This window comes from Halomonas heilongjiangensis (assembly GCF_002879645.1).
GTDB lineage: Bacteria > Pseudomonadota > Gammaproteobacteria > Pseudomonadales > Halomonadaceae > Halomonas > Halomonas heilongjiangensis.
The window spans coordinates 45885-69620 of the sequence record NZ_PNRE01000105.1; the positions used below are offsets into that span (position 1 = coordinate 45885).

23 protein-coding genes are annotated in these 23736 nt (G+C 67.6%); 14 read left to right on the forward strand and 9 right to left on the reverse strand.

Annotation, left to right across the window (positions count from 1 at the left end):
• Positions 1 to 3: 3 nt before the first annotated feature.
• Both C1H66_RS22275 and C1H66_RS22280 read right to left on the reverse strand, forming a co-directional pair.
• Positions 4 to 1593, reverse strand: coding sequence for a phage tail sheath family protein (locus C1H66_RS22275; protein ID WP_102630059.1), 1590 nt, complete (start codon positions 1591 to 1593; stop codon positions 4 to 6).
• A 303-nt stretch (positions 1594 to 1896) separates the two neighbouring features.
• The gene (locus C1H66_RS22280; protein WP_240618431.1) at positions 1897 to 2175 is read right to left on the reverse strand and encodes a SlyX family protein; all 279 of its coding nucleotides are present in this window, start codon (positions 2173 to 2175) and stop codon (positions 1897 to 1899) included.
• A 62-nt stretch (positions 2176 to 2237) separates the two neighbouring features.
• On the opposite strand from C1H66_RS22280, the gene C1H66_RS23455 reads away from it, so the two are divergent.
• The gene (locus tag C1H66_RS23455) at positions 2238 to 2702 is read left to right on the forward strand and encodes a cold-shock protein (RefSeq protein WP_102630060.1); all 465 of its coding nucleotides are present in this window, start codon (positions 2238 to 2240) and stop codon (positions 2700 to 2702) included.
• A 62-nt stretch (positions 2703 to 2764) separates the two neighbouring features.
• On the opposite strand, the gene C1H66_RS22290 is transcribed toward C1H66_RS23455, so the two are convergent.
• The 7 genes from C1H66_RS22290 to map form a co-directional block, all read right to left on the reverse strand.
• Entirely contained in the window at positions 2765 to 3151 is a 387-nt protein-coding gene (locus C1H66_RS22290) for a hypothetical protein (RefSeq protein ID WP_102630061.1), read from the reverse strand.
• Between the two features lie 8 nt (positions 3152 to 3159).
• Positions 3160 to 4326 (reverse strand): succinyl-diaminopimelate desuccinylase, encoded by a 1167-nt coding sequence (dapE, locus tag C1H66_RS22295; RefSeq protein ID WP_102630062.1) that lies wholly within the window; start codon positions 4324 to 4326, stop codon positions 3160 to 3162.
• On the reverse strand, positions 4313 to 5338 hold the full coding sequence (gene dapD, locus C1H66_RS22300; protein ID WP_102630063.1) for a 2,3,4,5-tetrahydropyridine-2,6-dicarboxylate N-succinyltransferase: 1026 nt from the start codon (positions 5336 to 5338) through the stop codon (positions 4313 to 4315). Before dapD ends, dapE begins: the two co-directional genes overlap by 14 nt.
• A 31-nt stretch (positions 5339 to 5369) precedes the next feature.
• On the reverse strand, positions 5370 to 5717 hold the full coding sequence (locus C1H66_RS22305; protein ID WP_102630064.1) for a Spx/MgsR family RNA polymerase-binding regulatory protein: 348 nt from the start codon (positions 5715 to 5717) through the stop codon (positions 5370 to 5372).
• Positions 5717 to 6916 (reverse strand): succinyldiaminopimelate transaminase, encoded by a 1200-nt coding sequence (dapC, locus tag C1H66_RS22310; RefSeq protein ID WP_102630065.1) that lies wholly within the window; start codon positions 6914 to 6916, stop codon positions 5717 to 5719. The genes C1H66_RS22305 and dapC overlap by 1 nt, the downstream gene beginning before the upstream one ends.
• 99 nt (positions 6917 to 7015) lie before the next feature.
• Positions 7016 to 9697: a [protein-PII] uridylyltransferase gene (locus C1H66_RS22315; RefSeq protein ID WP_102630066.1), complete on the reverse strand. Its 2682-nt coding sequence runs from the start codon at positions 9695 to 9697 to the stop codon at positions 7016 to 7018.
• A gap of 5 nt (positions 9698 to 9702) precedes the next feature.
• Complete coding sequence (gene map, locus C1H66_RS22320) at positions 9703 to 10494, reverse strand: type I methionyl aminopeptidase (RefSeq protein ID WP_102630085.1); 792 nt, start codon at positions 10492 to 10494, stop codon at positions 9703 to 9705.
• Positions 10495 to 10804: 310 nt separating this feature from the next.
• Here map and rpsB point away from each other — a divergent pair, with 310 nt between their 5' ends.
• The 13 genes from rpsB to lpxA all read left to right on the forward strand — a co-directional run bounded on the left by rpsB (position 10805) and on the right by lpxA (position 23720).
• On the forward strand, positions 10805 to 11551 hold the full coding sequence (rpsB, locus tag C1H66_RS22325; protein ID WP_102630067.1) for a 30S ribosomal protein S2: 747 nt from the start codon (positions 10805 to 10807) through the stop codon (positions 11549 to 11551).
• A 149-nt stretch (positions 11552 to 11700) separates the two neighbouring features.
• Positions 11701 to 12570, forward strand: a complete 870-nt coding sequence (gene tsf / locus C1H66_RS22330) for a translation elongation factor Ts (RefSeq protein WP_102630068.1) — start codon at positions 11701 to 11703, stop codon at positions 12568 to 12570.
• A 138-nt stretch (positions 12571 to 12708) separates the two neighbouring features.
• Positions 12709 to 13482 (forward strand): UMP kinase, encoded by a 774-nt coding sequence (gene pyrH / locus C1H66_RS22335; protein WP_102630086.1) that lies wholly within the window; start codon positions 12709 to 12711, stop codon positions 13480 to 13482.
• 4 nt (positions 13483 to 13486) lie between these two features.
• Entirely contained in the window at positions 13487 to 14044 is a 558-nt protein-coding gene (gene frr, locus C1H66_RS22340) for a ribosome recycling factor (protein WP_102630069.1), read from the forward strand.
• Between the two features lie 86 nt (positions 14045 to 14130).
• Complete coding sequence (uppS, locus tag C1H66_RS22345) at positions 14131 to 14916, forward strand: polyprenyl diphosphate synthase (protein WP_102630070.1); 786 nt, start codon at positions 14131 to 14133, stop codon at positions 14914 to 14916.
• Positions 14909 to 15709 (forward strand): phosphatidate cytidylyltransferase, encoded by an 801-nt coding sequence (locus C1H66_RS22350; protein ID WP_102630071.1) that lies wholly within the window; start codon positions 14909 to 14911, stop codon positions 15707 to 15709. The genes uppS and C1H66_RS22350 overlap by 8 nt, the downstream gene beginning before the upstream one ends.
• Positions 15710 to 16906, forward strand: coding sequence for a 1-deoxy-D-xylulose-5-phosphate reductoisomerase (gene ispC / locus C1H66_RS22355; protein WP_102630072.1), 1197 nt, complete (start codon positions 15710 to 15712; stop codon positions 16904 to 16906). It begins immediately after the preceding gene.
• A 34-nt stretch (positions 16907 to 16940) separates the two neighbouring features.
• Positions 16941 to 18299: an RIP metalloprotease RseP gene (gene rseP, locus C1H66_RS22360; protein ID WP_102630073.1), complete on the forward strand. Its 1359-nt coding sequence runs from the start codon at positions 16941 to 16943 to the stop codon at positions 18297 to 18299.
• 125 nt (positions 18300 to 18424) lie between these two features.
• Positions 18425 to 20764: an outer membrane protein assembly factor BamA gene (bamA, locus tag C1H66_RS22365; RefSeq protein ID WP_240618432.1), complete on the forward strand. Its 2340-nt coding sequence runs from the start codon at positions 18425 to 18427 to the stop codon at positions 20762 to 20764.
• Positions 20765 to 20788: 24 nt separating this feature from the next.
• On the forward strand, positions 20789 to 21295 hold the full coding sequence (locus tag C1H66_RS22370; RefSeq protein ID WP_102630074.1) for an OmpH/Skp family outer membrane protein: 507 nt from the start codon (positions 20789 to 20791) through the stop codon (positions 21293 to 21295).
• 27 nt (positions 21296 to 21322) lie between these two features.
• The gene (gene lpxD / locus C1H66_RS22375) at positions 21323 to 22363 is read left to right on the forward strand and encodes a UDP-3-O-(3-hydroxymyristoyl)glucosamine N-acyltransferase (protein ID WP_102630075.1); all 1041 of its coding nucleotides are present in this window, start codon (positions 21323 to 21325) and stop codon (positions 22361 to 22363) included.
• Positions 22364 to 22512: 149 nt separating this feature from the next.
• Positions 22513 to 22956 (forward strand): 3-hydroxyacyl-ACP dehydratase FabZ, encoded by a 444-nt coding sequence (fabZ, locus tag C1H66_RS22380; RefSeq protein WP_102630076.1) that lies wholly within the window; start codon positions 22513 to 22515, stop codon positions 22954 to 22956.
• Entirely contained in the window at positions 22953 to 23720 is a 768-nt protein-coding gene (lpxA, locus tag C1H66_RS22385) for an acyl-ACP--UDP-N-acetylglucosamine O-acyltransferase (protein ID WP_102630077.1), read from the forward strand. The genes fabZ and lpxA overlap by 4 nt, the downstream gene beginning before the upstream one ends.
• Positions 23721 to 23736 lie beyond the last annotated feature (16 nt).

The window sequence follows — 23736 nt, forward strand, 5'->3', positions numbered from 1 at the left end:
TCCTTACACCTCGAGTTGACCGGCCATTTGCTGGAGCTTGATGACCACGAACTCGGCCGGCTTGAGCGGCGCGAAGCCGACCAGAATGTTCACGATGCCGCGGTCGATATCGTTCTGGGTGGTGGTCTCGCGGTCGCACTTGACGAAGTAGGCGTCGCGCGGGCTCGCGCCCTGGAAGGCGCCCTGGCGGAACAGGTTCTGCATGAAGGCGCCGATATTGAGGCGGATCTGCGCCCAGAGCGGCTCGTCGTTAGGCTCGAACACCACCCACTGGGTGCCGCGGAACAGGCTCTCTTCGAGGAACAGCGCCAGCCGGCGCACCGGGATGTATTTCCATTCCGAGGCCAGCAGGTCGGCCCCGGCGAGGGTACGCGAGCCCCATACCAGATGCCCGGCGACGGGGAAGCTGCGCAGGCAATTGAGGCCGACCGGGTTGAGCACACCGTTCTGCCGGTCGGTCATGGTGTAGGTGAAGCCCTGGATGCCGGAGAACGACGCCGCCAGCCCGGCCGGGGCCTTCCACACCCCGCGCTGGCCATCGGTGCGGGCGATGATGCCGGCCACTGCGCCGCAGGGGGCGAAGTCGGCGAGCCGGTTCTCGTGGAGCGGGTCGGGCATGCGCAGGCGCGGGAAGTACGCCATGGCGTTGATCGCCGTATCGTTGCCGATGGTGGCGCGCAGGCCATTGACGCCGGTTTCGGCATCGGCGATCGCGGTGTCGGGATTGGCGGTCCATGCCGCCGGAGCGTCGACGATCAGCACCGCGCGACGCTCCTGGCAGTAGCTGGCCGCCGCCGCCCAGGTGGCATCGGCGACATCGACGGCGGGGGCTAGCGGCGGGATACACAGCAGGTTGAACAGGTCGGCCGCCTCGAGGGCGAAGAGGCCGGTGCGGGCATCGCGATCGCCGGTGATCTGGCCATCGGTGATCTCGCTGCCGTCGCTACCCAACGTGGCCGGGGCTATCACCCCACCGTCGGCGTCGGTCACCGCCACGGTGGCGTCGCTGGGGCTCTCGTCATCAGGGGCTGAGCTACGCACACTGACCAGCGACGACTGCTCGTTGAGGATGGTATCGACGAAGCGTGGGCTCAACGGGTCGACCGAGACGTTGCGGAACTGCTCGGAGCCGGCCACCGTGGTCCCGCCCGGGCGGTCCAGCGCCTCGATAAGCAGGTTGAACAGCAGGTCGTCGTCGGTGTCGCGCGTCTCGTGATCGACCGTCGCGCGCAGCGCATTCCCCCACAGACCGGGACTGGCCGCCTCCAGCACCAGGTTGCCCGAGCTAGTGGGCAGTGTGAGGGTGGCCGTACTGTCGGCGATGTTGCCATTGAACACCCGCACGATCAGCGCATCGCTGCCGCCGTGCTGAAAGAACTGGTTGACGGCATGACTCATCGTGCTGGGTTGCCACAGCCCACCGAACAGGCGCGAGTACTCGGCGAAACTCTGCACCCGTACCGAGGCATTGACCGGGCCGCGCGGCGCGCGCCCGACGAAGGCCGTGATAGAGGTGGCAACCCCGGTGATGGTTCGAACGCCGCTAGGGATTTCTTCAATATAAACGCCGGGATACGTCAAGGAAGCTGGCATGACGCGGTTCCTCTTTCAGGAAGTTGACCGGCGCTGTACACACGACTACCCCCGCGCCGTAGTTCGAAAACACGGTGCTGCGCTTACAGTGGGATGCATGACTCAAGCTAGTAAGCGAGGGATGAGAATTCCAGCAATTATTTACCGAAAGAATATTTATGTGTTGGTTTGTCTGGTTTAAGAGACATGTGGTTAATTTTAGTAAATACGAACTTGTTATAAAGAAATCGTGTGAGTGTAATAAGACAAGAGCAGGAGGCCGCAACCCGTCAGGCTACGGCCGGGAGTAGTGATCCCCACACGCTAGTAGTGTGGCGGCACCTCGTCCCCTGGCCGCGGCGTCTCCGCATCGGCGTCCTGCAGCGCCCGCTGCTGGTCGCGCAGCTTCTCCTGGATCAGCGTATTGATCCGCTCGAGCTGCGAGAGGCGCCTCTCCTGCACGGCCACCGCCTCGTCGAGGGTGTCGAGCCAGTGCTCCTGGTAGGCGACCCGGCTCTCCAGGGCGTCCAGGCGCTGCATCAGGTCGGCGGGCGCAGGCTGTTCGCCCATGGTAGAATTCTCGCGCTGTGTGTCGCCGTTCATCGTGGCACCTTCATGATGGTTCATTCCTTCCTTTCACCCCTACAAGAGAGTCTCTCAGTTCCATGAATCGAAAGGTCGTGCTTCGTTGTAGTTTCATCAGTCTCCTGCTGGCCGCGCCGGCCCCCCTGCTGATCGCACTGTTCGTGCACCTCACCGGTGGCGTGCTGTCACGGGAACTGTCCGCCAGTCTCGAGGTGGGCGGTGTGGCAGTGGTCTATTTCGCCGCCGCTGCCGCCGTCTTCCTGTTGCTGCTGGTGGCCACCCTGGCGGTCAATGCCCTCACCCCGCAGCTGGTCAACCTGGCCGAGGTCGAGGACGACGACCGCGAGGTCGGCGAGGTCAAGTGGTTCAACGTCAACAAGGGCTACGGCTTCATCACCCGTGACGACGGCGAGGATGTCTTCGTGCACTTCCGGGCCATTCGCGGCCGTGGCCATCGTACCCTGGCCGAGGGCCAGAAGGTGCGGTATCACGTGATCGAGAACGAGCGGGGGTTGCAGGCCGACGACGTCACCGTCATTACCTAGGCAAGGTGGCCCTGCCTCTAGTGACATCGCCCCGCACCTGCGGGGCGATGTCGTTTCGGGGGCTACTGGCCGGAGTCGGGCCAGTCGATCTCCCGCTCGCTGCCGTCGGGCAGTACCTGCAGGAAGCGGTCCGGGTCGTCGCCGGGCTGCCAGCCGCCCAGCGAGCAGCGCACCTCGCAGCCGAGCCGGGTCGCCGCGGCGCGGGCGCAGGCCTGGTCGCTCTCCCAGGGGGTGTCGGGGCTGTCGAGCCACAGACTCGCGAAACCGTCGGCGGCCTTTTCCACCAGCAGCACCGGGACCTCCCGGCCCCCGAGCCGGCCCCGGGTGCGCCACTTGTGCTTGCCGGCGGGGGTCAGGGGCTCGGCATCCAGCGCCTCGCCCAGCCAGGCGCTCAGGGCATCCAGCGGGGCCGTCGACAGGTAGATCTCGATATCCGGATAGCGTTGCATGGGCGGCCTCAGGGCTGGGCGGTGCCGTTGACGAAGAGCCTGGCGAGGATGGCCTCGTAGACCCGGCTGAGATCCTCGAGATCCGCGGCGCGCACGCGCTCGTTGACCTTGTGGATGGTGGCGTTGAGTGGGCCGAGCTCGACCACCTGGCTCCCCAGGGTGGCGATGAAGCGGCCATCCGAGGTGCCCCCCGAGGTCGACAACTCGGGACGATAGCCCATCACCTCTTCCACCCCGGCCACGGCGGCGTCGACCAGTTCGCCCTCGGCGGTGAGGAAGGGCTCCCCGTTGAGGGTCCAGTCGAGATGGTACTCGAGGCCGTGGGCGTCGAGCAGCGCCTCGGTGCGGGCTCGCAGCTGCTCGTGGGTCACCTCGGTGGAGAAGCGGAAGTTGAAGACCACCTCGACGTCGCCGGGGATCACGTTGGTGGCGCCGGTGCCGGCACGGACGTTGGAGATCTGGAAGCTGGTGGCCGGGAAGAAGGCGTTGCCCGCGTCCCAGTGCTCGCGGGCCAGGGCGTCGAGTGCCGGCAGCGCCTGGTGGATGGGGTTGCGCGCCAGGTGGGGGTAGGCCACATGGCCCTGCACGCCCTTGATGTGCAGCACCCCGCCGAGCGAGCCGCGCCGGCCGTTCTTGATCGCGTCGCCCAGCCGCGTGGTGGAGGAGGGCTCGCCGACGATGCAGTAGTCGAGCCGTTCGTGGGCCTCGCGCAGGTGCTCGACCACGGCCCGGGTGCCGTCCACCGCCGGGCCCTCCTCGTCGGAGGTGATCAAGAAGCCGAGCTTGCCGTGGTGATCCGGGTGGGCGGTGACGAAGCGCTCCACCGCGGTGAGCATGGCCGCCAGGCTGCCCTTCATGTCGGCGGCGCCCCGGCCACAGAGCATTCCCTCATCGTCGATACAGGGCTCGAAGGGCGGATGATCCCAATGCAGGTGGGGGCCGCTGGGTACCACGTCGGTGTGCCCGGCGAAGGCCAGCATCGGCCCGTGGTGGCCGCGGGTCGCCCAGAAGTTCTCCACGTCACCGAAGGGCAGGCGCTCGACGTGGAAGCCGAGCCGCTCGAGCCGCTCGATCATCAGCGCCTGGCAGCCCAGGTCGTCGGGGGTGACCGAGGGGCGCCGGATCAGCTCGAAGGCGAGCGCGAGGGTCGGGGAGAGGGCCTCAGTCGTTGGCATGCAGTGCCTCGTTGAGCGCGATGGCACTCTTGTTGGTCAGGCATTCGATGCGGCCGTTGCGCGAGTTACGGCGCAGCAGCAGGTCGTCCTGGCCGGCGAGCTCGCGGGCGGCCACGGTCTTGACCTCCTGGCCCTGGTCGTCGAGCAGGGCTACCTTGGCGCCGGCGGTGATGTAGAGGCCCGCCTCCACGGTGCAGCGGTCGCCGAGCGGGATGCCGATGCCGGCGTTGGCCCCGATCAGGCAGCCCTCGCCGACCTTGATGACGATGTTGCCGCCGCCGGAGAGGGTGCCCATGGTGGAGCAGCCGCCCCCCAGGTCGGAGCCCTTGCCGACCATCACGCCGGCGGAGATGCGGCCCTCGATCATGCCCGGGCCCTCGGTGCCGGCGTTGAAGTTGACGAAGCCCTCGTGCATCACGGTGGTGCCCTCGCCGAGGTGGGCGCCCAGGCGTACCCGGGCGGTGTCGGCGATGCGCACGCCGCTCGGCACCACGTAGTCGGTCATCTTGGGGAACTTGTCGACGCAGTCCACCGAGATCGAACGGCCCTCGAGGCGCGCACGCAGGCGGCGGGCCGGCAGCTCCTCGATGTCGATGGGGCCCTCGCTGGTCCAGGCGACGTTGCGCAGCAGGCCGAACATGCCGGTGAGGTCCAGGCCGTGGGGCTTGACCAGACGGTGGGAGAGCAGGTGCAGCTTGAGGTAGGCCTCCGGCACGCTCTGGGGCGGGGTATCCTCGGCCAGGAACATGGCCACCAGCGGCCGCTGGCTCGCCGCCAGGGATTCGGCAAGCTCGGCCTGTTCGGGCTGGCCGGCGCTCCTGAGGGCCGCGGCCAGGTCGTCGCACTGCTCGGGGAGGAAGCTGACGGCGGCATTGCCGGCCGGGGCATCCAGCACCTTGCCGACGGCCTCGACCAGGCCGGTGTCGGGGTGGAGCAGCGGCGCCGGGTAGTAGATCTCCAGCCAGTCGCCCTGGGTGTTCTGGGTGCCGATTCCGAGTGCAAAGCTCAGCATGGGAGTGTCCTCGTCAAGGTGGGAAAGCTCGTCAAATGGGGGAAAGGTCGTCGTAGTCGCCGTCGCGGTAGCCGACGCGGATCTCGTCGCCGGTGTCGAGCAGCGGGCGCTTGAGCAGCGTCGGGTGCGCCATCATCAGCTCGCGGGCCTTGTTGGCGTCGATGCCGGCCTTGTCGGCCTCGTCCAGGTGGCGCCAGGTGGTGCTGCGCTTGTTGAGCAGCGTCATCACCGGCACCCTTTCGAGGAGGTGCTCGAGCAGGGCCGCGGAGAGGCCGTCCTCGCGCAGGTCGTGGAGCCGGTAGGGAATGCCCTTGGCGTCCAGCGCCTGGCGAGCGCGGCGGCAGGTGTCGCAGGTGTTGATCACGTAAAGGATCGGCATCAGGCGCTCCTCTCGATGAAACGGCGGATGCGTCGGGCGGCCTCGACGGTGGCCTCCCGCTCGGCTACCAGCGCCAGGCGTAGTCGCCCGGCGCCGGGATTGCGGCCGCTGCTGCCGACGCGGCCCATATACGAACCGGGCAGTACGCTGACATGTTCCTCGGCGTAGAGCGCCCGGGTGAAGGTCTCGTCGTCGCCGCCCGGCACCGCCGGCCAGAGGTAGAAGCTCGCCTCGGGGGTGGGGAAGTCCAGCACCGGGGCCAGGAGCTCGGTCACGGCGGCGAACTTCTCGCGATAGGCCTCACGGTTGGTGCGCACATGGGCCTCGTCGTTCCAGGCGGTGATCGAGGCGTGCTGCAGTGGCAGCGACATGGCGCAGCCGTGGTAGGTGCGGTAGCGCCTGAAGGGGGCGATCAGCTCGGCACTGCCTGCCACGAAGCCGGAGCGCAGCCCCGGCAGGTTGGAGCGCTTGGACAGCGAGTGGAACACCAGGCAGCGACGGTAGTCGTGGCGGCCCAGCCGGGCACAGGCCTCGAGCAGGCCAGGCGGCGGCGCGGCCTCGTCGAGGTAGAGCTCCGAGTAGCACTCGTCGGAGGCGATCAGGAAGTCGTGCTCATCGGCCAGCGCGATCAGGCGCTCGAAGTCGGCCAGCGGGGTCACCGCCCCGGTGGGGTTGCCCGGCGAGCAGAGGAACACCAGTTGGACGTCGCGCCAGGTCTCGGCGGGCACGCTGTCGAAGTCGGGGCGAAAGCCGGTCTCGGCGCGGCAGTCCAGGTAGAGCGGCTCGCCGCCGGCGAGCAGCGTCGCCCCCTCGTAGATCTGGTAGAAGGGGTTGGGCACCACCACCCGGGCCGGCCGGGTACGGTCGAGCGCCGCCTGGACGAAGGCGAAGATCGCCTCCCGGGTGCCGTTGACCGGCAGCACCTGGGTCTCCGGGTCGAGGCCCGCGAGGCCGAAGCGCCGGGTCGTCCAGCCGGCGATGGTGCCGCGCAGCTCGGCCATGCCGGCGGTGGCCGGGTAGCGGGCCATCTCGTGGCGGTGGGCGACCAGCGTCTCCAGGGCCGCGGCGAAGGGGGCGTGCCGCGGTTCGCCGATGGTCAGTGGGATATGGGTCAGCCCCTCGGGAGGGGTCACGCCGGCCTTGAGGGCGGCTAGCCTCTCGAAGGGGTAGGGCTTGAGGGCGTCGAGATCCGGGTTCATGGTGTCCAGGTGCGCCGCTCCGGCCGTGGCCTCGGGCGTCGTTGTCGTGATAGGAAGGGGCTTGATTATAGGGAAGGCGCCGGATGGCCTCAAACGGGCTCAGCCCGAAACGTCCAGCACCTCGATCAGCCGCGCGCGCAGGCGGGCCTGGCGCTCCGGATCGGTGAGCGGGGCGCCGGCCTTGTCGGTGATGAAGAAGACGTCCTCGACCCGTTCGCCCAGGGTGGCGATCTTGGCCGCCGAGAGCGCGATGTCCTGCTCCATGAAGATGCGCCCGACCCGCGCCAGTAGGCCGGGACGGTCGGGGGCGGTGAGCTCGAGCATGGTGCGTTCGTTGGCCGGGTCCTGCTCGATGAGCACCTCGGTGGGCACCCGGAAGTGCTTGAGCTGGCGCGGGGTATGGCGGGTGACGATCTGCGGGTAGTCCTCGGGGTCGTCGAGCTCCTCCACCAGGTAACGACGGATCTCCTCGATGCGCCCGGGGTCGCGGATCGCCTGCCCCTCGTCGTCGAGCACGATGAAGGTGTTCAGCGTCCAGTCGTTGCTCGAGGTGGCGATGCGGGCGTCGTGGATGGAGAGGTCCAACTGGTCCAGGGCCGCCGAAGTGGCGGCGAAGAGGTCGTTCACCGAGCGGGTGTGGATGAACACCTTGGTGCCGCCCTCGGCCATGTCCTCGGTGGGCGCGTTGATCAGGATCAACGGCAGGTCCGAGCCGCCGTGGGCCAGGATCCCCTGGGTCTGCCAGACGATCTCGCTGGGGGCGTACTGCAGGAAGTAGTCCTCGCCGAGCGACTCCCACAGCCGGTCGACCCGGGACATGTCGGTCCCCACCACGGCGAGCAGCGAGCGCGCCTCGCTGCGCGTCTCCTGCACCCAGTCGTCGCGCTCCAGCGGGTTCTCCAGGCCGCGACGCAGGGCGCGCTTGGTCTCGGCATGCAGCTGACGCAGCAGGGTGGCTCGCCAGCCGTTCCACAGGGTCGGGTTGGTGGCGTTGATATCGGCCACGGTGAGCAAGTAGAGGTAGTCGAGCCGGGTCTCGTCGCCGACGATGCGGGCGAAGTCGGCGATCACCTCGGGGTCGGTGGTGTCGCGCTTCTGGGCGACCATCGACATGGTCAGGTGGTGCTCCACCAGCCAGCTCACCAGGCGGGTGTCGCGGGGCGAGAGCCCGTGGCGCTCGGCGAAGGCCTCGACGTCCCGGGCGCCGATCTGCGAGTGATCGCCTCCTCGGCCCTTGCCGATGTCGTGGTAGAGCCCGGCGATCCACAGCAGCTCCAGCTTGGGCAACTGGTGGATCAGCGCCGCCGCCACCGGGAACTCCTCGCGGGCCTCGGGCTTGCGGAAGCCGTGGATGAACTTGAGCAGGCGCAGGGTGTGGGCGTCGACGGTATAGACGTGGAAGAGGTCGTGCTGCATCAGTCCCACGGCCCGGCCGAACTCCGGCAGGTACTTGCCGAGCACGCCGTAGCGGTTCATGCGCCGCAGCTGGCGGGCGACGTTGCCGCCGGAGCGCAGCAGCGCCATGAACAGGCTCTGGTGGCGCACGTCGTCGCGGTAGAGATCGTCGATCAGGTGGCGGTGGTCGCGGATCAGGCGGATGGTGACGGCCCGCACCCCCTCGATCTCCGGATGCTCGGCCATCAGCAGGAACAGTTCCAGCAGCGCCGACGGGCGATGGCGAAAGACGCTGCGCGAGCGCGCCTGGATGTAGCCGCCCTTGATCTCGAAGCGCTCGTTGAGCGGCACCGTGGCGAGTTCCTCGCCGGCGCGCAGGATCGCCTCGTCGAAGTGCTGCAGCAGCATGTCGTTGAGCCCGGCGAGCGCCGTGACGTGGCGGTAGTAGCGCTTCATGAACTGCTCGACGGCGAGGCGCTCGGGGGTGTCGCGGAAACCGAAGAGTTCGGCGATGGTGCGCTGGTGGTCGAACAGCAGGCGGTCCTCGGCGCGGCCGGTGAGCATGTGCAGGGCGTAGCGCACCTGCCACAGGAAGGCCTGCCCCTGGCTGAGGATGTGCAGCTCGGCGTCGTTCATGAAGCCGTTGGCCACCAGGTCCTCGTAGCGTTCGCTGCCGAAGTGACGCTTGGCCACCCAGCCGATCATCTGGATGTCGCGCAGCCCGCCGGGGGAGCTCTTGATGTTGGGCTCGAGGTGGTACTCGGAGTTGTTGTAGCGGTAATGCCGGGTGATCTGCTCCTGCCACTTGGCCTCGAAGAAGTGGTCGGCGGGCCACAGCCGCTCGGTGGTCAGGCGTGCCTGCATCGCCTCCCGCAGCCGCTCGGGGCCGGCCAGGGTGCGCGACTCCAGCAGGTTGGTGATCACCGTGACATCGGCCTCGGCCTCGCGCTCGCAGTCGGCCAGCGAGCGCACGCTGTGGCCGATCTCCAGGCCGATGTCCCACAGGAAGGTGATGAAGTCGGAGAGGGGCTCGCGGTACGGCCCGTCATCGTTCTCCTCGAGCAGCAGCAGCAGGTCGACGTCGGAGCTGGGGTGCAGCTCGCCGCGGCCGTAGCCGCCCACGGCGAGCAGCGCCACGCCATCGTCGGGCCACGCATGCCGCTCCCAGGCCACCGTGAGCAGCCGGTCGAGGCACCAGGCCCGGCCGTGGATCAGGTCGCGGATGTCGGCGCCGGCGTGGAAGCGCGCGTCGAGCCGCGCCTGGATGCCGCGCAGCGCCGCCTTGAAGGGGGCGACGGGCGAGCGGCTACCCGCCAGCTCGTCGCGGAAGCGGGCGACATCGAACAGCGTCTCGTCGGGCTCGAAGCGGTAGTGGTGCAGCAGCATGGCGCTCAGCGCTCGAGGAAGGCGAGGTCTTCCTCGCCGCGGGCGGTGAGCACCTCGACACCGCTCTCGGTGACCAGCAGGGTGTGTTCCCACTGGGCGGAGAGGCTCTTGTCGCGGGTCACCGCGGTCCAGCCGTCGCGCAGCACCTTGGTCTTGTGGGAGCCGATGTTGATCATCGGTTCGATGGTGAAACACATCCCGGTGGCCAGCGCGATATCGGCCTCGGGGGCGTAGCCGTCGTAGTGCAGCACCTGGGGCTCCTCGTGGAAGGTGGCGCCGATGCCGTGGCCGCAGAAGTCGCGTACCACCGAGTAGCCGTTGGCCTCGGCGTGTTGCTGGATGACGCGCGCGAGCTCGGAGAGGCGAACGCCGGGTCGGACCAGGGCGATGCTGTGGTAGAGGCACTCCTGGGTGACGCGGCACAGGCGCTCGCCCTGGATGTTCTCGCCGATGATGAACATCATGCTGCTGTCGCCGTGGTAGCCGTCGGCGGTCTTCACGGTGATGTCGATGTTCATGATGTCGCCTTTCTTGAGTCGCTTGGCGTCATCGGGGATGCCGTGGCAAACCACGTGGTTGATGGACGTGCAGATCGACTTGGGGAAGCCGTGGTAGTCGAGCGGGGCCGGCGTGGAGCCGAGCTCGTGGACGATGTAGTCGTGGCAGAGGCGGTCGAGCTCGCCGGTACTGGCGCCGGCCGTCACGTGGGGGGTGATCATCTCCAGCACGCTGGCGGCCTGGCGACCGGCCTCGCGCATCTTCTCGATCTCGTCGGGCGTCTTGATGGGAACGTTCATGGAGTCTCGGGTCAGGGTGGGGTCGCCCGGCGTCGGCAGGCACGAACGGCGGTCGGGCGACTTCATCTCGGAGTCGATCCATGGTATAAAGCTGCGCGCTTTCCTGCAATCGCTGTGCCCTGTCGTGCCGCCTTCTGGCCAGTCCGCTGGTCAGGCGCGCCGGGGGAGCAGCGGCAGCGAGGGCGTAAAGCAAAGCAACGCCTTGAAAACACACATGCACCGGCACATGGTCCCGGGTGCCGTCGGTTCATCCCGGCGGTCGGATCCATGGGGTGCGTGGAGGCCTAACCCGATTTTCCAGGAGTCATCCATGGCACACGTCAACATGCGGGACCTGCTGAAGGCAGGCGCTCACTTCGGTCACCAGACCAAGTACTGGAACCCGAAGATGAGCAAGTTCATCTTCGGCGCTCGCAACAAGATCCACATCATCAACCTCGAGCACACCCTGCCGGCCCTCAATGAGGCCATCGATGTGGTCGAGAAGATGGCAGCGGCCAACAACAAGATCATGTTCGTCGGCACCAAGCGCAGCGCGAGCAAGATCATCAAGGAAGAGGCCAACCGCGTCGGCCAGCCGTTCGTCAACCATCGCTGGCTCGGCGGCATGCTGACCAACTACAAGACCATCCGTCAGTCGATCAAGCGTCTGCGCGACCTCGAGACCATGCGCGAGGACGGCACCTTCGAGAAGCTGACCAAGAAGGAAGTCCTGATGGCGACCCGCGAGCAGGAGAAGCTCGAGCGTTCCATCGGCGGCATCAAGGAGATGGGTGGTCTGCCCGACGCGCTGTTCGTGATCGACGTCGACCACGAGCGCATCGCCATCAACGAGGCGAACAAGCTGGGCATTCCGGTCATCGGCGTGGTGGATACCAACTCCGACCCGGACGGCGTCGACTACGTGATCCCGGGCAACGATGACTCCATCCGTGCGATCCAGATCTACGTCAAGGCCATCGCCGACGCCTGCGGTCGTGCCAAGGAAGGTCGTCCCGACGAGTTCGTCGAGGTCACCGATGAGGTGGCACAGGAAAGCGACAGCGCCGCCGAGTGATCGCGGCCCGTCTGTCCGTTCGTCGGCTGCGGCGGTCGGGCGGGCGAGTAAGGGGGCCCTGGCCCCCTTTTTTCTCCCCAGGGCAGACTTTTCCGGGCTCTCGATGATCGATGGGTCCGGTCAGGCAAAACCATTCAGAGGTGAAACCCATGGCAGCTATCAGCGCCTCCCAGGTCAAGGAACTGCGCGAGCGTACCGGGCTCGGCATGATGGAGTGCAAGAAGGCCCTCACCGAGGCCGACGGTGACATCGAGATCGCCATCGAGAACCTGCGCAAGAGCTCCGGCCTCAAGGCCGCCAAGAAGGCCGGCCGTACCGCCGCCGAAGGCACCGTGGTGACCCGCGTGGCCGAGGACGGCAGCTACGGGGTGATGGTCGAGATCAACTCCGAGACCGATTTCGTCGCCCGCGACGACAACTTCAAGGCCTTCGCCGACAAGATCGCCGACGCCTTCTTCGCCGCCAGGAGCGAAGACGTTGCCGCGGTCATGGCCGGCGATCTCGAGACCGCCCGCGAGCAGCTGGTGCAGAAGATCGGCGAGAACATCGGCGTGCGTCGCTGCGTGGTGGTCGAGGCCGGCGACGGCAACCTGGTGGGCGAATACGTCCACGGTGGTCGTATCGGCGTGCTGACCGTGCTCAAGGGCGGCAACGCCGACGTGGCCAAGGACGTCGCCATGCACGTCGCCGCCATCAATCCGGCCGTGGCGCTCCCCGAGGATATGCCCCAGGAGCAGCTGGACAAGGAAAAGGCGATCATCCTCGCCCAGCCCGACATGGCCGGCAAGCCCGAGCAGATCGCCGAGAAGATGGTCCAGGGTCGCCTGAAGAAGTACCTGGCCGAGAACAGCCTGACCGAGCAGCCCTTCGTCAAGGATCCGAACCAGAGCGTCGCCGAGTTCGTCAAGGCGGCGGGTGGCGAGGTGATCGGCTTCACCCGCTTCGAGGTGGGCGAGGGCATCGAGAAGGAAGAGGTCGACTTCGCCAAGGAAGTGATGGAACAGGCCAAGCGTAGCTGAGGTCACAGGTTCCAGTTCGACGATGGCGTGCGCGGGAGCGCACGCCTTCGCGTATCCGGCCGGTGGATCCGGCCATCGTTGAAGCCCACTGCTGACGCCCCAGGGAGAGATGCCATGCCCACATCGGATCATGCCGACATGCCGATCGATCGCCCGTCCAAGGCCGAGACCGCTCGTTCGGACAAGTCCCGCTCGGAGAAGTCGAAGTACAAGCGCATCCTGCTGAAGCTCTCCGGCGAGGCGCTGATGGGTGAGCACGATTTCGGCATCGACCCCAAGGTGCTCGACCGCATGGCGCTGGAGATCGGCCAGCTGGTCGGCATCGGTGTTCAGGTCGGCATCGTGATCGGCGGCGGCAACCTGTTCCGCGGCGCCGCCCTCAATGCCGCGGGCATGGACCGGGTCACCGGTGACCACATGGGCATGCTGGCCACGGTGATGAACGCCCTGGCCATGCGTGATGCCCTGGAGCGCTCCAACATCCGCTCGCGGGTGATGTCGGCGATTCCCATGAGCGGTGTGGTCGAGCACTATGACCGTCGTACCGCCATCCGCTACCTCACCTCCGGGGACGTGGTATTGTTCTCGGCCGGCACCGGCAATCCCTTCTTCACCACCGACTCGGCGGCCTGCCTGCGCGGCATCGAGATCGACGCCGACGTGGTGGTCAAGGCCACCAAGGTCGACGGGGTCTACGACAAGGATCCGGTCAAGTTCGACGACGCGGTGAAGTACGACCAGTTGAGCTATGACGATGCCCTCGACCAGAAGCTCGGGGTGATGGATTTGACCGCCATCTGCCTGGTGCGGGACCATGACATGCCGGTTCGGGTCTTCAACATGAACAAGCCGGGCGCCCTGCTGAATCTGGTGGTGGGCGGCGAGGAAGGCACGCTGATAGACAGAGGTTGACAACGTGATCAATGACATCAAGAAGGATGCGGAATCCCGCATGAAGAAGAGCCTCGAGGCCCTTCATGGCAACCTGAACAAGATCCGCACCGGGCGTGCGCACTCCAGCATCCTGGATTCGGTGACCGTGGACTACTACGGCTCCCAGGTGCCGCTCAACCAGGTGGCGAACATCAACACCGAGGATGCGCGCACCCTGTCGGTGGTGCCCTGGGAGCAGAACATGGTGCCCAAGATCGAAAAGGCCATCATGACCTCCGATCTCGGCCTGAATCCCTCGACTGCCGGCAACAACATCCGCGTGCCGATGCCGATGCTGACCGAGGAGACCCGCAAGGGCTACATCAAGCAGGCCCGTCAGGAAGCCGAGCACGCCCGGGTGGCGGTGCGCAACGTGCGCCGCGATGCCAACGGTGATATCAAGGCGCTGCTCAAGGAGAAGGAGATCACCGAGGACGAGCAGCACCAGGCCGAGGAGGCGATCCAGAAGTTGACCGACAAGTACATCGCCGACATCGACAAGACGCTGGAATCCAAGGAACAGGACCTGATGCAGGTCTGAGGATGGTCGGGTGGCCCTCTCCTCGCGGCCCTGGCGCACCGAGTGAGGGCCACCCGGCCCGGCACACCCCCCCCACGCGAGACATCATGACGTCACCGCAGCCCCCCAAGCCCCGCTCCGGGGATAGCGACCGAGCTGCCCCCGAGGGCGGGGTGCCACGCCATGTGGCCATCATCATGGACGGCAACAACCGCTGGGCAAAGGCCCGTGGCCTCTCCGGTGTACGCGGCCATCGTGCCGGCGTCGAGGCGGTGCGCGCCGTGATACGGCGTGCCGCCGAGCGTGACATCGAGACCCTGACCCTGTTCGCCTTCTCCAGCGAGAACTGGAAGCGTCCCAAGGCCGAGGTGAGTGCGCTGATGGAGCTCTTCCTGATGGCGCTCAAGCGCGAGGTCAGGAAGCTCCACGACAATGGCATCCGCCTCTCGGTGATCGGTGACCGCACGGCCTTCTCCGACTCGATCCAGAAGTACATCGCGAAGGCCGAGGAGAAGACCCGCGACAACACCCGCATGCACCTGGTCGTCGCCGCCAACTACGGCGGTCGCTGGGACATCGCCGGTGCCGCCCGGCGCCTGGCCGAACGGGTCGCCGCCGGCGAGCTCTCGCCGGACGCGATCGACGAGCATGCCATGGACGGTGAGGTCTGCCTGGCCGGTGACGCGCCGGTGGATCTCTGCATCCGCACCAGTGGCGAGCAGCGCATCTCCAACTTCCTGCTGTGGCAGATGGCCTATGCGGAGCTCCATTTCACGCCGCTGCTGTGGCCCGATTTCGATGGCGAGGCCTTCGATCTGGCGCTGGCCGACTTCCAGCGTCGCCAGCGACGCTTCGGCATGACCGACGAACAGGTCGAGGCGCAAGGTGCTTAGACAGCGGATCCTCACCGCGGCCTGGCTGGCGCCACTGATGCTGGCCGGCCTGTTCGGCCTCTCGGGGGGCGCCTTCGCGCTCTTCACCGGGGGCATCGTGCTGCTCGCCGGCTGGGAGTGGACCAACCTGGCCGGCGTCGAGGAGCGCGACAATCGCCTCCTGCTGGTCGGTGCCCTGGCCGGGCTGATGGCCGTGATGTGGGCCGGCGGCGCCGCCCTGGCGGCCTGGCCGCTGTGGCTGGCGGCGGCGGGCTGGCTGGCCAATCTCTACTGGGTCACCCGCTACCCCGAGCGGCGGGTGCAGTGGCAATCCACGCCACGGCGCCTGGCCATGGGGCTCTGGGTACTGCTGCCGGCCTGGGTCGGCCTCAACGTGCTGCGCGACTCCGGTGCCGTCTGGCTGCTGTTCGTGCTGCTGCTGGTGTGGTGTGCCGATATCGGCGCCTACTTCGCCGGCCGCGCCTTCGGCAAGCGCAAGCTGGCACCGAGGGTCAGCCCCGGCAAGAGCTGGGAAGGGGTGGGGGGCGGGATGGCCGCCACCGCGCTGCTGGCGGTGTGCTATGCCGTCTGGCAGGGGCTCGGCGCCGGCGGTGGCCTGATCCTGGTGGTGACGGCCCTGGCGGTGACCCTGGCCTCGGTGGTGGGTGACCTGCTCGAGAGCATGCTCAAGCGCCACCGCGGCATCAAGGACTCGAGCAACCTGTTGCCCGGTCACGGCGGTGTGCTCGATCGCATCGACAGCCTGACCGCCGCCCTGCCGCTGTTCGCGCTGCTCTACCTGGGAGCGCTGTAGATGGCCGGCACACTCGCCCACCCGCGCACGGTGACCGTACTGGGGGCCACCGGCTCCATCGGGTCCAGTACCCTGGACGTGATCGCCCGCCATCCCGAGCGCTACCGGGTGCACGCCCTGACCGCCCACCGTTCCCGCGAGGCACTCCTTGCCCAGTGCCGCCGGCATCGGCCCGCCGTGGCCGTGCTCGCGGCCGAAGCGGATGCCGCCTGGCTGCGCGAGCGGCTCGGCGAGGCCGGGCTCGCCACCGAGGTGCTCGCCGGGGGCGAGGCGCTGGTCGAGGTGGCGGAAGCGGGCGAGGTGGACGTGGTGATGTCGGCCATCGTCGGTGCCGCCGGCCTGCTGCCGACCCTGGCCGCCGTGCGCGCCGGCAAGCGGGTGCTGTTGGCCAACAAGGAGGCGCTGGTGATGTCCGGGGCGCTGTTCATGGAGGCCGTGACCGCCTCCGGGGCGACGCTGCTGCCCATCGATTCCGAACATAATGCCATCTATCAGTGTCTACCAGCCGAGCACCGCGGTGGGCTGAGGCGTCACGGGGTCACCCGGCTGCTGCTGACCGCCTCCGGCGGTCCCTTCCGCGGCTGGGCCAGTGCCGAGCTGGCGGCGGTGACCCCGGAGCAGGCCTGCGCCCACCCCAACTGGTCCATGGGGCGCAAGATCTCGGTGGACAGCGCCACCCTGATGAACAAGGGGCTCGAGTTGATCGAGGCGTGCTGGTTGTTCGACGCCCGCCCCGAGCAGGTACAGGTGGTGGTGCATCCGCAGAGCGTGATCCACTCCATGGCCGCCTACGCCGACGGTTCGGTGATCGCCCAACTGGGCAATCCGGACATGCGTACGCCGATCGCCTTCGGCCTGGCCTGGCCGGAGCGCATCGATGCCGGCGTCGAGGCCCTGGACCTGTTCGCGGTGGCGCGGCTCGACTTCGAGGCCCCTGACGAGGTGGCTTTCCCCTGCCTGCGCCTGGCGCGGGAGGCGATGGCCGCCGGGGGCACGGCACCGGCGGTGCTCAATGCCGCCAACGAGGTGGCCGTGGCGGCCTTCCTCGAGGGCCGGCTCGGCTTCACCGGGATCGGCGAGCTGGTGGCCAGGGTGCGTGACGCCCGGCCGGTGGAGGCGGCCGCCGACCTCGAGACGGTCCTCGAGGCCGATGCGCGAGCCCGCCAGGCGGCGCGTGACTGGCTGAACCGTTGCTGATGCAACCCTTACTGCAACCCGACAGGAGACCGCCTTGGGCGTGATCCAGAACGTGCTGGCCGTCATCGTGGTGCTGGGCCTGCTGATCACCTTTCATGAGTACGGCCACTTCTGGGTGGCACGGCGCTGTGGTGTCCAGGTGCTGCGCTTCTCGGTGGGCTTCGGCAAGCCGATCTGGTCCCGTGTCGACCGCCACGGGACGGAGTTCGCCGTGGCCGCGATTCCGCTCGGTGGCTACGTCAAGATGCTCGACGAGCGCGAGGCGCCGGTGCCCGTCGACCAGCTCGACCGGGCCTTCAATCGCAAGACGGTGTGGCAGCGTATCGCCATCGTCGCCGCCGGCCCCCTGGCCAACTTCCTGCTCGCCATCGTCGCCTACTGGGCACTGTTCGTGGTCGGCACGACCACCGTGGCGCCGGTGATCGGTGACGTCACGCCCGATTCGCCCGCGGATCGTGGGGGGCTGCGCCCCGGCCAGGAGATCACCGCGGTGCAGGGCGCGCCGGTACGCTCCTGGGACGAGATCAACCTCAAGCTGATCGCGGCCATCGGGGTGAGCGGTGAGCTCAGCGTCGATGCCCGCGACGACGCCACTGCCACTTCCCGTGAGCACCGGCTGCCGGTGGAGGAGTGGCTGGTACGCCAGGATCCGCCCCAACCCCTGCCCAGCCTGGGGGTCACCCCCTGGCGCCCGCCCTACCCGGCGGTGCTCGGCCAGGTCGTCGAGGGCGAGGCGGCGGCGGCGGCCGGTCTCGAGCCCGGCGACGAGGTGGTCGCGGTGGACGGGGCCCCGGTCGACGACTGGATGTACTTCGTCGATACCGTGCGGGCCAGCCCCGGCGAGCCCCTCGAACTCGAGGTGCTGCGTGGCGGGGAACGGCTCCGGCTGTCCATCACCCCCGGGCGCAACGAGTTGGAAGAGGGGGTCGCCATCGGCTACATCGGGGCCGGCGTCGAGCCGGTGGCGTGGCCCGAGGAGTATCGCCGCGAGATCCGCTACGGACCGGTGGCGGCGGTGGGCCAGGCCGTGGCGCGCACCGGCGAGATGACGGTGCTGACCCTGGATGCCATCCGCAAGATGCTGGTCGGGCTGATCTCGCCGACCAACCTCTCGGGGCCGATCACCATCGCCCGGGTGGCCGGTGATACGGCACGCACCGGGCTCGAGAGCTTCGTCAGCTTCATGGCCTACCTGTCGATCAGCCTGGCGGTGCTCAACCTGCTGCCGATTCCGGTGCTGGACGGCGGCCATCTGCTCTATTATTTCGTCGAAGTCGTGCGCGGGCGGCCGGTATCGGAGCAGATCCAGGCCATCGGACTGCGTATCGGCCTGGCGCTGGTCGGCACCCTGATGCTGATGGCGGTCTACTTCGATCTGATGCGACTCTGGTAGCGCGCGAACGCGTGGGCGGCACAAGGAGGTGGGGCCCGGTCTCCAGCCTTGTCAGTTACCCGCACAAATGTATAAGGTGCCTGTTCCGGACAGGATTGGCAGATCAACGCGAGCGAATCGACTGCATGAAAATCAAGACCATCGGATTGGCGACACTGCTGCTCGCCGGGGCCACCCTGGCCCAGGCGGAACCTTTCGAAGTTTCCGACATTCGGGTAGAAGGACTGCAGCGGGTCTCCGCGGCTTCCGTATTCAATGCCTTTCCTGTCAGCGCCCGCGATCGCGTGGATGACCGTGAGCTGGCGGAGGCGACGCGCAATCTGTTCGCCACCGGCCTGTTCGAGGACATCCAGCTCGCCCGCGACGGTGATGTCCTGATCATCCAGGTGGTCGAGCGCCCTACCATCACCCGCCTCAACATCACCGGCAATCGCCAGATCGGCGACGACGAGTTGCGCGAGGGGCTGGAGCAGGCCGGCCTGGCCGAGGGCCAGGTGCTGCAGCTCTCCACCCTGGAGGAGATCCAGCGCGAGCTCGAGGGGGTCTACCAGGGGCAGGGCCGCTACAGCGCGACCATCGATGCCAGCGTCGAGGAGATCGACGAGGGCCGGGTCCAGGTCGACATCGACATCAACGAGGGGGCGGTGGCGAAGATCCGCCAGATCAACATCGTCGGCAACCGGGACTTCGACGACGAGACCCTGCGCGACGTCTTCGAGCTCAACGACCGGCCCGGGCGCCTGTTTGGCTGGTTCTCCCGCGACGAATACTCCCGAGAGGCGCTCTCCGGCGACCTGGAGCGGCTGCGCTCCTTCTATCTCGATCGTGGCTACGTGAACTTCGCCATCACCTCGACCCAGGTCTCGATCAGCCCCGACAAGTCGCAGATCTTCATCACCGTGAATGTCGACGAGGGGCGCCAGTACCGCCTGGGCGACATCCGCTTCGTCGGCGACCTGAAGATCGGCGAGCGTGAGGCGCGCGACCTGCTGCAGGTGGAGAGTGGTGAGATCTTCTCGCGCAGCGACGTCACCGCCTCCTCCGAAGCACTGCGCTCGCGCCTGGGTGCCGAAGGCTTCGCCTTCGCCAACGTCGACGGCGTGCCGGAGATCGCCGCCGACGGCGAGACCGTGGATCTCACCTTCCGGGTGGATGCCGGGCAGCGCGCCTATGTGCGGCGCATCAATTTCATCGGCAACACCACCACCCAGGACGAGGTGCTGCGCCGCGAGATGATCCAGCTCGAGGGCGCGCCGGCCTCCACCGAGTCGATCAGCCAGTCGCGTCAGCGCCTCGAGCGTCTCGGCTTCTTCCGCCAGGTCGACGTCGAGACCCAGCCGGTGGCCGGCGAGTCCGACAAGCTCGACGTCACCTACACCGTCGAGGAGCAGCCCTCGGGGTCGGTGTCGGCGAGCATCGGCTTCTCCCAGAGCGCCGGCGTGATCTATGGCGCGGCGCTGGCCCAGAACAACTTCCTCGGCACCGGCAACCGCGTGAACATCGGCGCCCAGCGCAGCGATACCTTCACCAGCCTGAACTTCGGTTTCACCGACCCCTACTGGACCCTGGACGGCATCTCGCGGGGCTACAACCTCTTCTACCGCGAGACCGACTATGAGGACTCCGATATCTCCACCTACTCCACCGACGCCTACGGCGGTGGCATCAACTTCGGCTATCCGATCAACGAGCTGACCCGGCTCAATTTCGGTGCCTCGGTGGAGGACCTGACGGTCAAGACCTACAGCGACACGTCCCAGGAGATCCAGCAGTACGTGGAGGACCAGGGCGCCGACGCCCAGAGCCTCAAGCTCACCGCCAGCTGGACACGCAACAACCTCAACCGCGGCATCATGCCCACCGCCGGCAACTATCAGCGCCTGTCGCTGGAGAGCGCGGTGCCGGGCAGCGACGCCGAGTACTACAAGCTCCGCGCCGAGGCCCGCCAGCTCTTCCCGCTCACCGAGGCCCATGACTGGGCCCTGAAGTTCAGCGGCGAGGTGGGCTACGCCGACAGCGTCGGTAGCGACCCCTATCCGTTCTACGAGAACTTCTTTGCCGGTGGCCTGGGCTCGGTGCGCGGTTTCACCGCCAATACCCTGGGGCCGCGGACCACCCCGCCCGCCGAAGGGGGGCGCGATCGCACCCTGGGCGGTAACATGATGATGCAGGGCAGTGCCGAGCTGCTCTTCCCGCTGCCCTTCATCGAGGACCGCCGCTCGATGCAGACCTCGCTGTTCCTGGATGCCGGCAACACCTTCCTGACCGACTGCTATGCCACCCAGGACGGCACCTCGAACTGCAGCTCCGGGGTCGACTTGGGCGAGTTGCGCTACAGCGTGGGCATCGGCCTCTCCTGGCTGACCCCGGTGGGACCGCTGACCTTCAGCATTGCCGAGCCGCTCAACGACGAGAGCGGCGACGATACCCAGTTCTTCCAGTTCTCGCTCGGCCAGACCTTCTGATCGAGCCATGCAAGGAGCAAGACCATGCGCCACTTGACCGCCGCCCTCGGCCTGCTGCTGCTCGCCGCTCTCGCCTTGCCGGCCCAGGCCGCCGAGGTGGCCATGCTCGACTGGCGCCGTGCGTTGATGGAGACCGATGCGGCCCAGCGTTCCATGAGCGACCTGGAGGGCCGCATCGGCGGCCAGCAGCAGCAGGCCCGGTCGCTGGGCGAGGAACTGCAGCAGATGCAGCAGCGCCTGCAGCAGGAAGGGGAGGCGATGTCCGAGTCCGACCGCCAGTCGGCCATGCAGGAGTTCCAGCAGAAGGGCGCCGAGTTCGAGCAGCTCCGCGGCCAGATCATGCAGGCCCAGCAGCAGGCCGAGCAGCAGTTCCTGCAGGAGGCCGAGCCCAAGCTGGAGCAGGCCGTGGATCAGGTCATCCAGCGTCACGGCGTCGAGGTGCTGGTGGAGCCCCAGGGGGTGCTGCACGCCGACCGTGACTTGCCGGACCTGACCGATGAGGTGACCCAGGTCCTCAATTCGCTCTTCTGAGCGGGCGACACAACCGGATCAGGTCCCATGACGTATCCAGACTCCCCCACTTTCACCCTCGGCGAACTCGCCGAGCGACTCGACGCCCACCTGGTCGGCGATGCCGGCCGACGGGTGAGCGGCCTGGCCACGCTCAGGGATGCCGGCCCCGCGCAGGTCGCCTTCCTGGCCAACCGTGCCTATCTCAAGGACCTGCCGGGCACCCGTGCCGCCGCGGTGCTGCTCTCGCCCGAGCTTGGCGAGGAGTGCCCGGTGGACCGGCTGGAACTGGCCAACCCCTACCTGGCCTATGCCGCACTGTCGCGGCTGTTCGATCCCCTGGCCAGCCGTGCACCGGCTGGCATCCACCCCTCGGCGGTGGTGGCGAAGAGTGCTCGTCTCGGCGAGAGGGTCGAGGTCGGCCCCCAGGCGGTGATCGAGGCGGGCGTCACCCTGGGCGACGACGTGGTGATCGGTCCGGGCTGCGTGGTCGGCGCCGATTCGGGTATCGGCGCGGGATCTCGCCTGCATGCCAATGTCACCATCTGCCATGGCGTGATGATCGGCGAACGGGCCATCCTGCACAGCGGCTGCGTGATCGGCGGCGACGGCTTCGGCTTCGCCCACGACGGCGCGGGTTGGCACAAGATCGCCCAGCTCGGCGGCGTGGTGCTGGGCGACGACGTCGAGGTGGGCAGTTGCTCGAGCATCGACCGCGGGGCGCTGGGTGACACCGTCATCGGCAACGGCGTCAAGATCGACAGCCAGGTGCAGATCGCCCACAACGTGCAGATCGGTGATCACAGCGCCCTGGCCGGCTGCGTCGGCATCGCCGGCTCCACCCGGGTGGGGAAGCACTGCATGCTCGGCGGTGGCGTGGGACTCTCGGGCCATCTCACCCTCTGCGACGGGGTGCAGGTCACCGGGATGAGCCTGGTGACCAACTCGATCCTTGAGCCGGGTGTCTATTCGTCGGGCACCGGGGCGATGAAGAACGCCCAGTGGCGCAAGAATGCCGTGCGTTTCAAGCAGCTCGACGATCTCGCCAAGCGACTGGCGCGGCTCGAGAAGTCCGGGCGTGGCGGCTGAGGCCGCCACGCTCGTGAACGCCGCCGTGGAAAGGAGGGCGGTTGAGCGCACGGCGAGGGGCGCTATAATCCACCGCCTGTCCGACGGTCGAGGCCGCCGGCTCGTGCCCGCCGCGCCGCGGGCATTTCGTCATTTCAGAGGTCGTAACGATGGTAATGGACATCAACGAGATTCGTGAGTATCTGCCCCACCGCTATCCCTTCCTGCTGGTGGACAGGGTGACGGAGCTTGCCCTTGGCGAATCCATCGTCGCCTACAAGAATGTCAGCATCAACGAGCCGTTCTTCAATGGCCACTTCCCCCACCACCCGATCATGCCCGGGGTGCTGGTGATCGAGGCGCTGGCCCAGGCCTGTGGCATCCTCGGCTTCAAGACCGTCAACAAGCTCCCCGCCGACGGCTATGTCTACTACCTGGTCGGCAGCGACAATGTCCGCTTCAAGCGTCCGGTGATGCCCGGCGACCAACTGGTGCTGCGTGCCGACGTGATTCGCGAGAAGCGCGGCATCTGGAAATTCGCCTGCCGGGCCACGGTGGCCGGCGAGCTGGCCTGCGAGGCCGAAATCATCTGTGCCGAGAGGAAGGTCGCTTGATTCATCCCACTGCCATCATCGATCCCGCGGCGCGCCTGGCCGACGACGTCGAGGTGGGGCCCTTCTCGGTGATCGGGCCCGACGTCGAGGTCGGGCCCGGGAGCCGGATCGGCCCGCATGTGGTGATCAAGGGCCCCACCGTGCTCGGCGCACGCACCCGCATCTTCCAGTTCGCCTCGGTCGGCGAGGATTGCCAGGACAAGAAGTATGGCGGTGAACCCACTCGCCTGGTGATGGGGGACGACAACGTCATCCGCGAAGGGGTGACGCTGCACCGCGGCACCGCCCAGGACCGCGGCGAGACCACCATCGGTTCGCGCAACCTGTTCATGGCCTACGTGCATGTGGGCCACGACTGCGTGATCGGCAACGACTGCATCCTGGCCAATCAGGTGACCCTGGCCGGTCACGTGTCCCTGGGCGACCACGCGATTCTCGGTGGGCTCTCCGCCATTCACCAGTTCTGTCACTTCGGTGCCCACGCCATGGCCGGTGGCGGCTCGATCATCACCAAGGATACCCCGGCCTACGTGATGATCAACGGCAACCCGGCCGAGGTCCATGGCCTCAACCTGGTGGGGCTCAAGCGCCGCGGCTTCTCAAAGGAGGCGATCAAGGCGCTGGGCGAGGCCTACAAGCTGGTCTACCGCCAGGGGCTGACCGTGGAGCAGGCGCTGAAGGGGATTCGCGAGCGTTTCTCCCTTCCCGAGACCGAGGTCTTCGCCACCTCCATCGAGGTGTCGACCCGCGGTATCATCCGCTGACCATGGTATCGCCGAG

Coding starts and splice junctions, on each gene's coding strand:
- dapC (WP_102630065.1), bottom strand. CDS start 6,916: ATGAACCCGGATCTCGACGCCCTCAAGCCCTACCCCTTCGAGAGGCTA.
- uppS (WP_102630070.1), top strand. CDS start 14,131: ATGACGTCACCGCAGCCCCCCAAGCCCCGCTCCGGGGATAGCGACCGA.
- fabZ (WP_102630076.1), top strand. CDS start 22,513: ATGGTAATGGACATCAACGAGATTCGTGAGTATCTGCCCCACCGCTAT.
- C1H66_RS22315 (WP_102630066.1), bottom strand. CDS start 9,697: ATGCTGCTGCACCACTACCGCTTCGAGCCCGACGAGACGCTGTTCGAT.
- C1H66_RS22280 (WP_240618431.1), bottom strand. CDS start 2,175: ATGAACGGCGACACACAGCGCGAGAATTCTACCATGGGCGAACAGCCT.
- ispC (WP_102630072.1), top strand. CDS start 15,710: ATGGCCGGCACACTCGCCCACCCGCGCACGGTGACCGTACTGGGGGCC.
- bamA (WP_240618432.1), top strand. CDS start 18,425: ATGAAAATCAAGACCATCGGATTGGCGACACTGCTGCTCGCCGGGGCC.
- dapE (WP_102630062.1), bottom strand. CDS start 4,326: ATGCCAACGACTGAGGCCCTCTCCCCGACCCTCGCGCTCGCCTTCGAG.
- C1H66_RS22275 (WP_102630059.1), bottom strand. CDS start 1,593: ATGCCAGCTTCCTTGACGTATCCCGGCGTTTATATTGAAGAAATCCCT.
- C1H66_RS22370 (WP_102630074.1), top strand. CDS start 20,789: ATGCGCCACTTGACCGCCGCCCTCGGCCTGCTGCTGCTCGCCGCTCTC.
- dapD (WP_102630063.1), bottom strand. CDS start 5,338: ATGCTGAGCTTTGCACTCGGAATCGGCACCCAGAACACCCAGGGCGAC.
- C1H66_RS23455 (WP_102630060.1), top strand. CDS start 2,238: ATGAATCGAAAGGTCGTGCTTCGTTGTAGTTTCATCAGTCTCCTGCTG.
- C1H66_RS22305 (WP_102630064.1), bottom strand. CDS start 5,717: ATGCCGATCCTTTACGTGATCAACACCTGCGACACCTGCCGCCGCGCT.
- tsf (WP_102630068.1), top strand. CDS start 11,701: ATGGCAGCTATCAGCGCCTCCCAGGTCAAGGAACTGCGCGAGCGTACC.
- C1H66_RS22290 (WP_102630061.1), bottom strand. CDS start 3,151: ATGCAACGCTATCCGGATATCGAGATCTACCTGTCGACGGCCCCGCTG.
- pyrH (WP_102630086.1), top strand. CDS start 12,709: ATGCCGATCGATCGCCCGTCCAAGGCCGAGACCGCTCGTTCGGACAAG.
- map (WP_102630085.1), bottom strand. CDS start 10,494: ATGAACGTTCCCATCAAGACGCCCGACGAGATCGAGAAGATGCGCGAG.
- lpxD (WP_102630075.1), top strand. CDS start 21,323: ATGACGTATCCAGACTCCCCCACTTTCACCCTCGGCGAACTCGCCGAG.
- rpsB (WP_102630067.1), top strand. CDS start 10,805: ATGGCACACGTCAACATGCGGGACCTGCTGAAGGCAGGCGCTCACTTC.